Origin of the sequence: Geobacillus sp. JS12 (assembly GCF_001592395.1) — a bacterium.
Classification (GTDB): domain Bacteria; phylum Bacillota; class Bacilli; order Bacillales; family Anoxybacillaceae; genus Geobacillus; species Geobacillus zalihae.
Map to the genome: position 1 here is coordinate 1,574,883 of NZ_CP014749.1, position 13,474 is coordinate 1,588,356.

The 13,474-nt window shown below is 50.8% G+C and carries 14 protein-coding genes and 1 pseudogene; 2 read left to right on the forward strand and 13 right to left on the reverse strand.

Going from position 1 to position 13,474, the window contains the following annotated elements; translation table 11 throughout:
* Window positions 1-8: 8 nt before the first annotated feature.
* The 12 genes and pseudogenes from A0V43_RS07615 to A0V43_RS07660 all read right to left on the reverse strand — a co-directional run bounded on the left by A0V43_RS07615 (window position 9) and on the right by A0V43_RS07660 (window position 10,000).
* On the reverse strand, window positions 9-1,586 hold the full coding sequence (locus A0V43_RS07615; protein WP_063192789.1) for a benzoate-CoA ligase family protein: 1,578 nt from the start codon (window positions 1,584-1,586) through the stop codon (window positions 9-11).
* 122 nt (window positions 1,587-1,708) lie between these two features.
* Entirely contained in the window at window positions 1,709-2,506 is a 798-nt protein-coding gene (locus A0V43_RS07620; protein ID WP_063192790.1) for an enoyl-CoA hydratase/isomerase family protein, read from the reverse strand.
* Window positions 2,507-2,649: 143 nt separating this feature from the next.
* Complete coding sequence (locus tag A0V43_RS07625; RefSeq protein WP_069304315.1) at window positions 2,650-3,294, reverse strand: Phenylacetic acid catabolic protein; 645 nt, start codon at window positions 3,292-3,294, stop codon at window positions 2,650-2,652.
* Window positions 3,295-3,310: 16 nt separating this feature from the next.
* Window positions 3,311-3,526, reverse strand: a complete 216-nt coding sequence (locus A0V43_RS07630; protein ID WP_013145071.1) for a hypothetical protein — start codon at window positions 3,524-3,526, stop codon at window positions 3,311-3,313.
* Window positions 3,523-3,849: a metal-sulfur cluster assembly factor gene (locus A0V43_RS07635; RefSeq protein WP_063192791.1), complete on the reverse strand. Its 327-nt coding sequence runs from the start codon at window positions 3,847-3,849 to the stop codon at window positions 3,523-3,525. Before A0V43_RS07635 ends, A0V43_RS07630 begins: the two co-directional genes overlap by 4 nt.
* On the reverse strand, window positions 3,849-4,784 hold the full coding sequence (locus A0V43_RS07640; protein ID WP_063192792.1) for a Phenylacetic acid catabolic protein: 936 nt from the start codon (window positions 4,782-4,784) through the stop codon (window positions 3,849-3,851). Before A0V43_RS07640 ends, A0V43_RS07635 begins: the two co-directional genes overlap by 1 nt.
* 280 nt (window positions 4,785-5,064) lie before the next feature.
* Entirely contained in the window at window positions 5,065-6,039 is a 975-nt protein-coding gene (locus A0V43_RS07645; protein WP_063193833.1) for an MBL fold metallo-hydrolase, read from the reverse strand.
* A gap of 97 nt (window positions 6,040-6,136) precedes the next feature.
* Complete coding sequence (locus tag A0V43_RS07650) at window positions 6,137-7,012, reverse strand: PaaX family transcriptional regulator (protein WP_236930990.1); 876 nt, start codon at window positions 7,010-7,012, stop codon at window positions 6,137-6,139.
* A gap of 129 nt (window positions 7,013-7,141) precedes the next feature.
* Window positions 7,142-7,428 (reverse strand): annotated as a pseudogene (locus A0V43_RS21000) (enoyl-CoA hydratase-related protein); the annotation flags it as partial.
* Window positions 7,428-8,909 carry an aldehyde dehydrogenase family protein gene (locus tag A0V43_RS07655; RefSeq protein ID WP_442899714.1) on the reverse strand — a complete coding sequence of 494 codons (1,482 nt, stop codon included), beginning with the start codon at window positions 8,907-8,909 and terminating at the stop codon, window positions 7,428-7,430. The gene A0V43_RS07655 and the pseudogene A0V43_RS21000, both read right to left, overlap by 1 nt.
* Window positions 8,875-9,081, reverse strand: coding sequence for a PaaD-like zinc ribbon domain-containing protein (locus tag A0V43_RS18855; RefSeq protein ID WP_013145068.1), 207 nt, complete (start codon window positions 9,079-9,081; stop codon window positions 8,875-8,877). The genes A0V43_RS07655 and A0V43_RS18855 overlap by 35 nt, the downstream gene beginning before the upstream one ends.
* Before the next feature lie 601 nt (window positions 9,082-9,682).
* Window positions 9,683-10,000 carry a hypothetical protein gene (locus tag A0V43_RS07660; protein ID WP_063192794.1) on the reverse strand — a complete coding sequence of 106 codons (318 nt, stop codon included), beginning with the start codon at window positions 9,998-10,000 and terminating at the stop codon, window positions 9,683-9,685.
* Window positions 10,001-10,198: 198 nt separating this feature from the next.
* Between A0V43_RS07660 and A0V43_RS07665 the strand changes: the two genes are divergently transcribed.
* Window positions 10,199-11,512: a processed acidic surface protein gene (locus tag A0V43_RS07665; protein ID WP_063192795.1), complete on the forward strand. Its 1,314-nt coding sequence runs from the start codon at window positions 10,199-10,201 to the stop codon at window positions 11,510-11,512.
* Entirely contained in the window at window positions 11,513-12,106 is a 594-nt protein-coding gene (locus tag A0V43_RS07670) for a class D sortase (protein WP_014196058.1), read from the forward strand. It begins immediately after the preceding gene.
* A 45-nt stretch (window positions 12,107-12,151) separates the two neighbouring features.
* On the opposite strand, the gene A0V43_RS07675 is transcribed toward A0V43_RS07670, so the two are convergent.
* Window positions 12,152-13,315: a CapA family protein gene (locus A0V43_RS07675; RefSeq protein WP_063192796.1), complete on the reverse strand. Its 1,164-nt coding sequence runs from the start codon at window positions 13,313-13,315 to the stop codon at window positions 12,152-12,154.
* Window positions 13,316-13,474 lie beyond the last annotated feature (159 nt).

Below are 13,474 nucleotides of genomic sequence, written 5' to 3' on the forward strand. Positions count from 1 at the left end.
CGCCTCGCTCATCGTTGTTTCAATAGTTGCCGCAGTTTAAATCGCTGAATTTTTCCAGTGGCTGTTTTCGGGAGTTCGTCGATCAATTCGATGATGCGCGGGTATTTATAGTGGGCCAGATGTTGCTTTGCAAATTGCTTGAGCTCTTCTTCCTTCTCGGCTGAACGAGGAACGCCGTCTTTCAACACGACGAACGCTTTCGGAACCACCAACCCGTTTTCATTTTCCATGCCTACCACGGCCGCTTCCAACACGTCGTCATGCCGCAGCAGACAGTTTTCCACCTCTATCGGGGAGACCCAAATGCCGCCGACCTTCAACATGTCATCGGAGCGCCCGCAATACCAGTAATACCCTTCTTCGTCGCGGTAATATTTATCGCCGATATACAGCCATTCCCCAACGAATTTTTGCTTGTTTTGCTCGTGAAGGTTCCAATATCCATGGGCGATCGAGTCGCCGCGAATGATCAAGTCGCCTACTTCATTTGGGGGCAGTTCATTCCCTTGTCCATCAATGATTTTTACTTCGTAGCCCGGGACTTCTTTTCCGGAGCTGCCCGGTTTGACGTCGCCAATGCGGTTGGAAATGAAAATGTGCAACGCTTCCGTCGAACCGATGCCGTCTAAAATGTCGACCCCAAACAGCTGTTTCCATTTATAATAAAACGATGGCGGCAACGCTTCGCCAGCAGATACGCAAACACGCAATGAGCTAACATCAAAGCGCCGGCCCGTTTTTTCGACATAATCAATCATGGCGCCGTACAACGTCGGCACGCCGAAAAAAATCGTCGGCTTGTACGTTTCAATCGCCTGAAACATCACCTCCGGCGCAGGCCGCTCTTTTACAAGCACGGTCGAGGCGCCGACGCCTAACGGAAAATACATTCCGCCGCCAAGGCCATACGCAAAATACAGTTTCGACGCCGACAGACAGCGGTCATTTTCGTTGATTTCCAGCACTTGTCTGGCGTATGTGTTTAACGCATATTCCATATCGTGCTGCAAATGGATGATTCCTTTCGGATCCCCAGTGCTTCCTGAACTGAACAGCCAAAACGCCGCATCATCCTTGTTCGTCGGCGCCGCTGCCAGCTCCCGATCCGCGCAGGCGAGCAACCGATGAAAGGAAAGTGTGCCCTCGACGGAACTGTTAGCGTTTTCATGAATGACGATGACATCTTGCAAAAAGGCGAACCGCTCGCGAATCAACTGAAGGCGCTCCCATAAGTCTTCATGAATGACCAACCCTTTTGCACGGCTGTTGTTTAAAAAATATTCGTAATCTGACGGCTGCATCATCGTATTGACTGGAATCGGCACTGCTCCAATTTTGATGGCGCCAAAAAACGTATAGATAAACTCGGGAGTATCGTGGCAGATCATCACCAGCCGATCCTCTATCCGGTAGCCAAGCCTCCTCAGCATATTGCCGGTTTGGTTCACCTTTTCCTGCAATTCCCGGTAAGAAATTTGCTCATCGCGATAATAAATGGCTGTCTTCTCGCCCAATCCGCCCTGAACGTTATGGTCAATAAACACCCCTGCCGCATTGTACAGCCTTCCGAACCCGCGCAATTCCATCGTTCACCATCCCATTCCTCATGAAATTGAACTGCCCGGTAAATCGGCGTGCCAAACAACTGGGCAGCGAAGCCCTCGAAAGGATGAACCTGCCCCTTCATAAGGGCTCCGCTAACCACACATTAAATGCCTTTCCAATTCGGTTGGCGTTTTTCCAAAAAGGCGCTCAGCCCTTCTTTCGCGTCTTCGGAGCGGAACAGCAAGTTTTGCAGCTCCCCTTCATAGCGGATCGCCACATTGAGCGGCATTTCTTTCCCATTCATGATCGCCAGCTTGATGTTCGAGACCGCGTACGTCGCGCTATTCGCGAGCTTGCGTGCATACTCCCGCGTCCGCTCTCTCGTTTCCGCCTGCGGGAACACCCGGTTGACCAGCCCAATCTCCAATGCCTCCTGCGGCGTGATCGTTTCGCCCGTAATGTTCATATCGAGCGCCCGCGAATAACCGATGAGCCGTGCCAGCCGCTGCGTCCCGCCCGTTCCGGCCAATACGCCAAGCGATACTTCCGGTAGCCCGATTTTTCCGGCTTCATCGCCCATAAACCGCAAGTCACACGCCAATGCCATCTCCAACCCGCCGCCAACCGTATGCCCTTCTAAGCAGGCGATGTACACTTGCGGCGAACGCGCGATTTTGTCGAGCGTCTCATTGCAGAACAGGCAAAATTGCGTTTTAAAGCGCGGGTCAGCCGACCGCAAAAAGTTGATATCCGCTCCGGCCGAGAAAAACTTCGGCACATCACTCATGACGATGACGACTTTGATGTCTGGGTCAAAGCGGATGTCATCGATCGCTGCATTGAATTCTTTGTAAAATTCCAAATCATACGAGTTCGATTTGTTAATGTGCAAGTGAATCTCGGCAATCCCATCCTCTTTGACAACCGTTAAATATTGTTTTTTCGTTTCTACAGCTGTCATTGTTCATTCCCCTTCCTTCAAAAATGATTTGATTGTTTCACGCAGACAACGACGGATAGACATTGCTTTGAAAAGTTCATTTCCCTTGCGCTTCAAGAGAGAGAAAGAATACCGTCTGTTCCTCACCTCCTTGTGTGCCGTTGTTATTTCAACTGAACGAAAGGTTCAGCCGCAACCGTTTTCAATTCCTGCTGCAGCCGTTCAACGAGTTTGACTCCGTTCGGCAAGTACCCTTCCTGCTGCAGCTCTTCCTTGCTTTCAACCTTTTTTAACCAAGCCGCCGTCTCGTTCGCTGCAGCGTTCAACGCTTCGCGGAAACGATGCGGAACAGCGCCGCGGTCATGAACGAGCTGTTGAGCCCAATGTTTGGCGTATACAAGATGATCTTGTTGTTCTCGGATCAACTTCTGGATTCGCGATACAATGGCAGGATGGTTGGCATCAAGTGCGGATTGCAAAACAGCGTCAATGGCGGTGTTTGTTGCGTATAGTGCAGCGATGAGCGTGATCCAGTTATGCACGTTGACGGCGCTGGCCAGCGCTTTTCCGGTTTGTCTGTATATTTCCGGCTTTCTTCCTTTCAAACCGCGCAAATCAAAACACCAGTTGTATAACAAACGCGCATGTCCCAGCTCTCCTTGCGCCATCGCGATCGATGCCAGCGTGGCTTCCAAATTCGGACCGCTGACCCCGACCTCAACGAGGCGGTCGCCAAGAACGTATTTATTGTCAGCGATCGTTTCGAGCAACTCAATCAGCGAATGCACAGCAGACTGCCTTTGTTCCATTGCGCCTCCTCCCCTTTTAGGCAAATAGCCACTTCGGTTTTCTCACCCAAATGAGCTCGCTGCGGTCGACAACGACCATTTCCGCCCAATCTTCCTCATCGTACGTGTAAGAAGCATACACTTTCGCCAACTCCTCGTTTTCCGCCTCCACCGTGCCGATGTGGGACAGTTGGTCGCCCCGTTTCACCCGTGCGAAAATGTCAAACGTTTTTCGTTGTTGGACCGCTGTCATGTAGAGCTCACCCCCCAATATTTCAATTTCTCGCGCCCTTCCGGACTGATCCTGTCGACCGTCCACGGTGGATCCCAAACGACGTGAATATGCACGTCGCGAATCTCTTCTTCCTTGAGCAGTCGATCGCGGATGTCTTGCTCGATCCACTCCATGCAAGCGCATGATACCGCTGTATACGTCATGGTCACATGGAGCTCGTCATCCATTTTTTCAATGCGGTAAATGAGCCCCATATCGACGACGCTGATCGGAAATTCCGGATCCATCACTTCTTTCAGCGCTTGCCAATACTTTTCCGTTTCGGTGTTCCGTTTGTCCATCACACCGCTTCCTTTCGCAGTTGTTCGAGTTCCTTCGCCCCGCGTTGAATCCGTTCCACGAACTCTTTATTTTTCGGGCCCCGATGTTTAAATCGCTTGATGACGTTGTCCCATGTATCCGGCTGGTCAAACAGCCATTTTTTGTTCACCGGGTCAAACTTGCACGGGAACGGCACATCGAGCACGTATTTTTGTTGCTCCTCATCGTAATGGGCTGGGACTTTTACGCCGATCGATTCGCAGAATGGAACGGCCGTTGACAGCCATTTTTGCCGCAGTTCGTCATTCGTCCGCCCTTTTAAGCGGTACTCCAGCTGCGCTGAGCGGCTTTTCAACCGATCCTCGACCCCGAAAAACTCGAGCGCCATTAAAAACATCCAGTCAACCGCTTTTTGCACTTCTTCGCGCAAATTCGGATCCTGCATCGCTGTTCTCATAATGATCTCGCCGTTGCGAAGATGAAACAGCTCCTCTTTGTCCACTTTGACGAGCGCCCGCTTCCATGGCCCGTACGATGTATGCTCGAACGCATCGCCAAGAAGGGTGTAGCCCGCGCGATCGAAAAAGGCGTTAAAGACGCCAAGTTCAATCCAGTTTGAGAGTTCGAAGTCGAAAGCATACGGATTTTTCCAGCAGTGCGGCTCTCGTTCATAGAGCAATTGATCGACGTCTTCGCCCAAATCTTTCAACAGCCGATAGGCGATGTGGGCATGGCCGATTTCATCCTGCATAATGGCCAGCGCTGTGATTTTGCTGTTTAACGTCGGCGCTTGATCGTACACCGTAAGCAGCGGCGGGACGCTCAGCAACTCGGTGTCGCCGACGATCGTCAGCGTCTGTTTCAACGCGTTTAAATACTCTTCATTCATATCGTCAATGCCTTCGACGATAAATCCATTTTGAACTTTTTCCTTTAGCAGCGTTGCTTGATCCATATTCTCACCCTCCTTATTACGTTTTTTTAACTATCGTATTATATGCATAATGTTAATACAGCGTAAATAGTGTTGTCAACATAAAAATAAGAAAAATCGGAAAATTATTTTTAGTTGGGAATCCTTTTTTCTGCTGATCAACCGTCTATTCTGTCTCTTTGTTCCATTCGGTCGTTTTTCAGAGTATACAACATTTGTTTTCCGTTCGTGTAATTTTCATGGATTCACTAGTTGCACAACTAGGCAAAAAAAAGCCAGCTGTCTAACAGCTGGACATCGGTCATTGTCGATACATGATCGTATGTCGATGCTCCTCTTTTTGCAATTCGCCGACAGACACCAAATATTCCAAATGCGCCAGCGTCTCGGCCACCGCAAACCGCCATTGGTGCGCCGTCAACGGCTTATGGCCGAACACACAATGGGCGACTTCATAGGCGGTGCGCCCCGCTCCTGCTAGCGCTTTCATTTTTTGCAACCGTTGTTCGTGGTGGCGGAAAAGATCACCGATCCGCTCGCGAAATTGGCGAATGACCGCGCCATGGGCAGGCAGAGCCACATCCACCTCCAGTTCCTCCACTTTGCGAAGCGAGGCAAAATATTGCTCGAGCGGGTTCGGATGGGCGCCCGGCCATACACTAATGTTCGGAGTGATGCGATCAAGCACATGGTCCGATGCAAGCAACTGGCGCGATTCCGGCTGATAAAAGCTGATCAATCCATCGCTGTGCCCCGGGACCGGGATGACCGCCCATCGCCGCTGCCCCAGCACAATTTCCGAACGATCCAAAACGGTTAGCACCGGAAACGGGCTGACGCGCAACGACAGCTTCCACATGCTCTCCTCAATGTCCGTTACCAACTCATCCGGCACGCCATGACGGCGAAACATGGCACCCACTTCGCACGCCTGGACGCTCTCTTCCCCCCACACTCGTTCCGCCATCGCATAATCCGGCTCGCTGATCCAGACAGGCGCCTCCGTCTGCTGTTGCATCCACCCGGCCAAGCCAAAATGGTCCGGATGAAAGTGAGTGATGTAAATGGCGCGAACGTGCCGCGGTTTGATTCCAAGTTGCCGAAACACTGCTTCCCAGGCGCGAATCGCCTCAGGATCGCGAAAGCCGACGTCGACGATGCTCCATCCATCCGTTTCCCGACCTACGTAACAATAGACATACTTCATGGGAAACGGAACCGGGATCGGAACACGGTAAATTCCATCTCCCACCATTTCTATTTCAATCTGCGCCATCCTTTTCCCCTCCCCCTGATCTTTTTCTTCCCCGTTCACGCGCTCCCTTAAGTGGACATGCTAAGCGCCGACATCCGAAAACCTATTTTTTGGACGCCTAAATCATTTCCATAAATGGATTAATCGCCTTATCGCGGTTAAATGTCACCTCACGATCCGGTGCGGCCTCAAACAATGTTTCAAAATAACGGATGGCCGGAATGGCGAGCAACTGGTGGACATTGAAAAACAGCTCCCGCGCTCTCGTTCCGCTCCAATCATCAGGCAACAAGTCGTTCGGGAATCCTGGATCGATAAAGAAAAAGCTCCGATACTCATGCACGAGCTTCGTCCGTTCAATGAAGCATTCGCGGTCGGTCAGTTCATTGTTCCAAGCCCGATGTTGGAACTCTTCGTACTTTCGTTCGTACGTTTCAATAAACCGGTCATACTCCTTGGCGATGTACGGGAAATCCCAGCCGCGCTCGATGATTTGCTCGTTGTTGTGCGACACGATGGAGCTCGCCGTAAACAAAATGACGTACGGCTCCAAATGATAGTCTTTAACCCATTCCATCACTTGCGGTTCGATCGGATTCGGACTCGCCCACGTCCCGTGGGAGATGAGGCCAAACCCCATCAAGCTTAATTCTTTGCGGATTTGGCTGCGCAGCTCCCGTTTTTCTTCGGGAACGGAGTACGTCAACACCCGCCATTGGCCGTCCCACTTGTAGTTCCGCTGCGAATAGACGCGGTTGAACCCGTCCATCATCGTCCGTTTCCCTTTCGGCGTCAACGAATAATAGCTGTTGTTGCCGATTTTCCGCACTTCAAAAAATCCCTGTTGCACCATCCTTAGCGCCGCTCCGCGGATGGACGACTCGGAAATGCCGAAGTGGGACATCATTTGGATCAAGCTTCCGATCCATACTTCGTTCCCATAATGTTGAATATATTCCCCAAATAACGTAAACATGAGCGCTCTCGGCTTCACTGCTGTTCACACCTTGTCTTTTTTTTGAATTTTTCTTTTATTATGGTACGAAATCACCTTCCCTTTCAAGCGCTAAATTTATGTTTTCATAAAAACATATCGGCCGAAACGGCCGATATGCACTCTGAATCATTGAACTCCTTTCCAATTCGGTTGGCGTTTTTCCAAAAAGGCGCTCATCCCTTCTTTCGCGTCTTCGGAGCGGAACAGCAAGTTTCGCGCCTCCTGTTCGTAGCGAATCGCCACATTCAGCGGCATTTCTTTCCTGTTCATGATCGCCAGGTTGATGTTTGGAGACCGTATACGTCACGCTTACTCGCGAGCTTGCGTGCATACTCCCGCGTCCGCTCTCTCGTTCCCGCCTGCAGAAACAACCGGTTCACCAGCCCAATGTCCAACACCTCTGGCGGCGTGATCAAATGCCAAATAGGTTCAACGGTTTAGCGCCGATATAAGAAACAACGCTTTTGGTCTCGGTATACAAGTTCAACGTCTCAAGAGCCAGCTCGCGGCCAAATCCCGACTGCTTGTATCCACCAAACGGCGTGCCTGGGAAAGCGGAAATCGGCGAGTTGATCATGACAATTCCAGCGCGGATGCGCGCGGCAACGCGATGGGCTTTTCCGTGGTCTTTCGTCCAAACGGCTGATCCTAATCCAAAAATCGTGTCGTTTGCCAGCTCGATGACCTCTTCTTCATCGTGAAACTTCATGACGACGACAACCGGGCCGAAAATTTCTTCCTGCGCCACCCGCATGTCATTTCTTACATTGCCGATAATTGTCGGCATGTACCAATAGCCTTTTGCAAACTCCTCACCTTCCGGGATTTTCCCGCCGTATAAAATTTCGCCGCCTTCCTCAACCGCCAGCTTCACATAGCTGTCGATCACTTGCTGATGGCTTCGCGAAATGACCGCGCCCATATGCACCCCTCTTTCAAACGGGTTGCCGACGCGGATGCGGGACGCTTTTTCAATCAATTTCTCCATAAACTCATCGTAAATGGTTTCATGCACAAACAGCCGCGAACGCGCTTCGCACGACTGCCCCGTGTTGTAAAAAATGCCGTAAAGCGAGCCGTTGACCGCCGCTTCGATATCGCAATCATCAAACACGATGTTCGGTGATTTCCCGCCAAGCTCCAGCGTCACCCGCTTCAACGTCTCCGAAGCGCGCCGCATAATATCCTTGCCCGTTTCCGTCTCCCCGGTGAAGGCGACTTTGTCAATTCCAGGATGTTCGGTCATATACGGGCCGATTTCGGAACCGCTTCCAGCAATGACATTGACGACGCCGTCCGGAACCCCGGCCTCTTGGCAAATTTCCGCCAACATATAAGCGGTGATCGGCGTATAGCTTGCCGGCTTTAACACGACCGTGCATCCGGCCGCCAATGCTGGGGCGAGCTTCCAAGCCGCCATCATCAACGGATAGTTCCACGGGATGATTTGACCGCATACACCGACTGGCTCTTTGACCGTGTAGTTGAAAAAGCCATTTGGCACTTGGTTGACATCGCCTTGTAACGTAATTGCCGCGGCCGCATAAAATTCAAAATCCTCAATCGCTTGCATAATTTGTCCTTTGGCCGCATCAACCGTTTTACCGCTGTTTAGCACTTCCGCATACACCAAGTCATCGAATCGCTCTCTCATCAAGTTGGCAATTTGATTCAACAGGCGCGCCCGCTTCGCCCCCGTCATTTTGGGCCATTTCCCCGATTCAAACGCCGTGCGCGCCGCCTCGACGGCATGGTCTACATCTTCTTTCGTCGCTTTGGCGACGGTCGCAATCACTTCTTCTGTCGCCGGATTGACCGTTTCAAACACTTCTCCGTTGCTGCTCTCGACATACTGGCCGTTAATAAACAGTGGATAATGTTGCTTGATCCTCATCAGTGGCTTCCCCTTCCTCCTTGGCATCGTCTCTCCATCTCACCCGCTCAAACACGCTTTTGCATTGATGGCAATAGTATTGCGAAACGAGCTGAGCGGTCCCAAACATCGATAGCGGCGCTACGTTCGTTGAGCCGCAAAACGCGCAGCGCACCTCCCCGCGTACCGGCATCGGCTAGACACCTCTTATTATTATGTTTTATTTAATATCGTCAGTTTAACATAATAATACGGAAATTCAAACGTGTTGTCAATCATTAGACTGAAAAAAATGAAAATTTATAATCTTTATTGTACCCTTTCATTCGACCCGAGGTGGCTCATGGCTTTTGAATTATATGGAACAGAAACGGTCGTCTTGATCAAGAAAAAACGACGGGACGCGTTACATCCCATCGGGTTTCCTCAAAAGCCTTGAAACAGTAGAGCAACGTTGCTCCACTGTCTGACTCGTTTCCCCACATTTGTTTTTGCCGTACACTCCCTTACGCCAACTCGCCACGTTTCATTCCGTCGTTTCCACTTTCAAGAAGTGATAACACCCATTCTTTTATATTGATCTCCGAAGCAGGATACATCAATGAATCGGTTCACCAACATCACAACCCGTTTCTTTCCGTCATCTGCTGGCACTATTGAATCCCCTTTTCACCATGATTTTGTCCATTCACTGCAGCGTTCGTGTCGCCCATATGCACGAACCATCAAACCAGGCGACATAGAAAAAGCCGGCGAGCGCAATACCGCCGGCTTGTGGGACACGCAAAAAACCGTTATTTGTCCTGCTGATTGCCCGGACGCTCTGGAGTCATTTCTTCGGCAAACTCCGCCGCAGCAGGCTGCATCGTTCCCATCCGCCGGCTCATCCAGCGGTTGAGGCCGCGAATCACGTTTCGCATCGGTCCTTGCGTCATCGGCGCCATGCGTCCCCCTTGTCTCGCCCCCAACATCGCGGCTGCCACCGCTCCTAAGCTTACACTGACGAGCGTCCAAATGGCGTTATGGTTTCTTCGCCGTCTAACACCCCCCAACCATGGATTCCACAACCCGCGGCCGCGCTGAACGCGGAACAGACGGAATAAGCGATCCATTGTACCTCCACCTCCTTTTGCTCGACAGCTCCCGTTCAACGGTTAGCATACGTTGCCTCTAAAAAGTCATACGTGGAAAACATTAGATGTAAACAGGGAGGGTGTTCTATATAAAAATTTCCATATATTTCACTATTTTCGTCCCTTTCATGTCCCTATATACTGAATTCGTATATACAAACAAACGGAGGTCACGACATGAAAAACATCGTTCCTTTTGCCTTGGCCGCATCCATAGCCACTGTATGGCCAGCTTCAGCGTTCGCCATTGAACGCAACGATCCAGCTTTAGAGCAGTATTTAAATGAAGCAGGGATCACAGTCGAAGAGCTGGAAAATTATTTGGACTATGAAGGCTATTCGCTCGATGAGTTTGACAGCGTGGACGAAATGCGCCGTGAGTTCGGCGAGCCGCTCACGGAAGAAAATTTAGCTCAGTTGCTCGCCAAACACGGATTGACCGAACAACAGCTTCGACAAATGCTCATCGACAATGGAGAAATGGAAGAGTCACAGGCCATTACTGATGTGTTTTTATTTTACAATGATCTGGAAGAATATATCGAACTGTTTAAAGATTACTCCGTTCCGATCACGGATGAAACGTTGGCCGCCTTTCTAAACGAACGCGGAATGACAAAGGAAGAGCTCATCGCCCTTCTTGATCGGCATGGCGAATCGTTGGCCGATTACCACTCGATCGGCGAGCTGAAAGATATCGTCGATTATTATCGAAATTTGACGCCGTTGACCGAAGAAACATTAAACAAATTTTTACAAGAAATTGGCATGACGAAAACGCAATTGGAAAAACTGCTGTCTAAAAACGGCGATTCGCTTGACAATTATGCGACAGTCGAGGAACTGTCGGAGGCCGTCATCGACTACTTGCTTCCGGATTTAGACGAGCTTGGTTTGACGGACGCAGAGTTGGAAAAGCTCTATCACCATTTTGAATCGCTTAATATGGAAGATCCACAATTCGCCGAGAAAATGGAAGAAATCGGTCAACGGCTTGAGGCGATCGGTGCGTACGATTTTACAAGCGTTACGGAGTTATCGCCAACGCAAATCGCTGAGATCGCCAATGTATGGACCGACCTGCTTTCCACATTTCAGCTGGAAGCGAAGTTTTATTTGACAAACGGTGGCGAGAAAAAGCCGCTCAGCCTGTCGACGCTGCTGACAATGGAATCAGCGAACGGCTACGATTTGCTTGTTGAAATTTACAGCACCGAAGGCGAGCTGCTGGCTGATTTTGTCGTGACCGAAGAGATGTTTGCCTCCGACATATTCGATGAAATCGGCGAAGACTTGCAACAGAGCGGCCAGGCAGCGAAAATCGAAAAAGTGGTGAAATCGGCGCCGCCGAAACCGCTGAAGCGGACCGAAGCCGGAGCGAAACTGCCGAAGACGGCATCCCCGTATGCCGCTTATATGCTTTTTGGTTTGACCTTAATCGGTGCCGGCGCATTTCTTGTCCGCTTCCGCCAAGGAGCCGAGGCGAAATAAATGAACCGGAAACGGCTCGTGCGCTTTTTTGGAGCAAGCTTGATCGCAGCAGGAATCGCCGTAGCCGCCGTTAGCGGCTTGAAGTGGAAAAACGGCCTCGAGGCGGTCAAACCGCTGTCTGTTGAAATAGAGAGACAAACAGGCGCTGCGCCGATGCAAATCCAAAGTTCACTCTACCCAAAACAGCCCAAAATCGGCGAACAAATCGGCGAACTCATCATCCCGAAGCTCAACATGAGCCTAGCGATTTACCACGGTACAGATGAAAACGAGTTGGAAAAAGGGGTCGGCCATTACGCCGGCAGTGTCCTGCCAGGAGAGGCGGACAACTGCGTGCTTTCTGGCCATCGCGACACGGTCTTCCGCCGTCTTGGCGAAGTCGGCCAAGGCGATATCTTGATCGTCCGTACGTCCGCCGGCACATTCACCTATAAAGTGCGCAAAGTGCGCATCGTCGACGCCGACGACCGGACGGTCATCGTTCCAAAGCCGAAAGCGACACTCACCGTTTCCACGTGCTATCCGTTCCGCTACGTCGGCCCTGCTCCGCAGCGGTACGTGCTCGTCGCCAACTTAATCAATGATCGCTCTTAACCTTGCAAAAAGCGAAAGGATGGCCGAAACAAGGGCCATCCTTTTTTACTTCACTTCGTACGCGGTCCAAGTCGGCTTTTTGATTTTCGCCGACAGCGAGACAATTTTCCGTTTCACTCGGGCTGCTTCCCCTCCCGCTAACGGCATCGGCTGATAATTGTTTCTTGTCGTCACCGATGAAATGCGAAATGGGATGACGCGGATTTCTTTTTTGGCCGTCCGCTTCCCGTTTTGAAAAGAGAACACTTGCTGGAAGACAAACGTATCTTTGTCGCTCGGATTTTTGTTTCCGCCGAACATAAAATTGCCGAGGCTGTAGACGATGAACTTTCCTTTATACTCCTCAATCCCTTGAATGACATGCGGATGATGACCGACGACCAAATCGGCGCCGCTGTCAATCGCAAAGCGGCCGAGCGCCTTTTGCGTGCTGTTTGGCACATAGCTTCGTTCCACTCCCCAATGAAAATGAACGAGGACGAGATCGGCTCCTTGGTTCCGCAAGGCGCGGATGTCACCAGCAATTTGTTTGCGCAGTGCACTTGTACTGCTCCAGCCTTCATAACCAAGCGCTCCAATTTGAATGCCCTTGACCGTTTTCAACAGCCGAAGCGTCCGGCCGAAATAACCGACCTTTTCTTTTTTCAGACTGGCGATCGTATCTTGATACCCTTTTTGCAAGTAATCGTATGTATGATTATTGGCCAGATTCACCGCATCAATGCCGCCATAAGTTAAGATTTTCGCATAACTCGGGTGGCCGCGAAAACGAAATGTCTTGCTTGCCTTCCGCGTCGAGGTCGTCAGCGTCGTTTCCAAATTGACGGTCGTAAAATCGTCCTTTTTGAAGATCGGCTCAATGTATTTCGTAAAATAGCGCAAGCCGTGCTTCTTCGCTTCTTCATCAAACGAATACGCATAGCCATAATTTCCATCGCGCCCGAGCGTCACATCGCCCGCCGCGCTGATGGTGATGCGCACTTCGTTCGGGTTCGGCGCCGCTTGTTTGGCAGAGGCTGACGCTATCACCATCTTATCGATCGGACTCGGCAGCGGTGGATGCTCGATTGTTTGCCCCGCCAGTTCGTTTGGCGCCGCCAGCACTTCCTCGACGCCGCGATCAGCCGCATTGCTGCAGGAAAATAAAAAGATGGACGCCATACACATACACATAAGCGCCGCATTTCTCCCCTTGATCCATGCGTTCATGTTCCCTCTCCTATCCATCTATTTTCTTCAAACTACCACAACTTCTGCTAATGACGTATTCAACACACCCCCTATTTATCCCTTTTCTTTCCCTCAATTTAGGAGTGATGGCCTAGCCAAGCCATGATATAATGAGCTTGCAGGCGTTTCCTCTCCTAT

Bases quoted from the DNA above. Each gene is read 5' to 3' on its own strand.
- A0V43_RS07615 (WP_063192789.1), bottom strand. From the start codon at position 1,586: ATGGAATTGCGCGGGTTCGGAAGGCTGTACAATGCGGCAGGGGTGTTT.
- A0V43_RS07620 (WP_063192790.1), bottom strand. From the start codon at position 2,506: ATGACAGCTGTAGAAACGAAAAAACAATATTTAACGGTTGTCAAAGAG.
- A0V43_RS07625 (WP_069304315.1), bottom strand. From the start codon at position 3,294: ATGGAACAAAGGCAGTCTGCTGTGCATTCGCTGATTGAGTTGCTCGAA.
- A0V43_RS07630 (WP_013145071.1), bottom strand. From the start codon at position 3,526: ATGACAGCGGTCCAACAACGAAAAACGTTTGACATTTTCGCACGGGTG.
- A0V43_RS07635 (WP_063192791.1), bottom strand. From the start codon at position 3,849: ATGGACAAACGGAACACCGAAACGGAAAAGTATTGGCAAGCGCTGAAA.
- A0V43_RS07640 (WP_063192792.1), bottom strand. From the start codon at position 4,784: ATGGATCAAGCAACGCTGCTAAAGGAAAAAGTTCAAAATGGATTTATC.
- A0V43_RS07645 (WP_063193833.1), bottom strand. From the start codon at position 6,039: ATGGCGCAGATTGAAATAGAAATGGTGGGAGATGGAATTTACCGTGTT.
- A0V43_RS07655 (WP_442899714.1), bottom strand. From the start codon at position 8,909: ATGAGGATCAAGCAACATTATCCACTGTTTATTAACGGCCAGTATGTC.
- A0V43_RS18855 (WP_013145068.1), bottom strand. From the start codon at position 9,081: ATGCCGGTACGCGGGGAGGTGCGCTGCGCGTTTTGCGGCTCAACGAAC.
- A0V43_RS07660 (WP_063192794.1), bottom strand. From the start codon at position 10,000: ATGGATCGCTTATTCCGTCTGTTCCGCGTTCAGCGCGGCCGCGGGTTG.
- A0V43_RS07665 (WP_063192795.1), top strand. From the start codon at position 10,199: ATGAAAAACATCGTTCCTTTTGCCTTGGCCGCATCCATAGCCACTGTA.
- A0V43_RS07670 (WP_014196058.1), top strand. From the start codon at position 11,513: ATGAACCGGAAACGGCTCGTGCGCTTTTTTGGAGCAAGCTTGATCGCA.
- A0V43_RS07675 (WP_063192796.1), bottom strand. From the start codon at position 13,315: ATGAACGCATGGATCAAGGGGAGAAATGCGGCGCTTATGTGTATGTGT.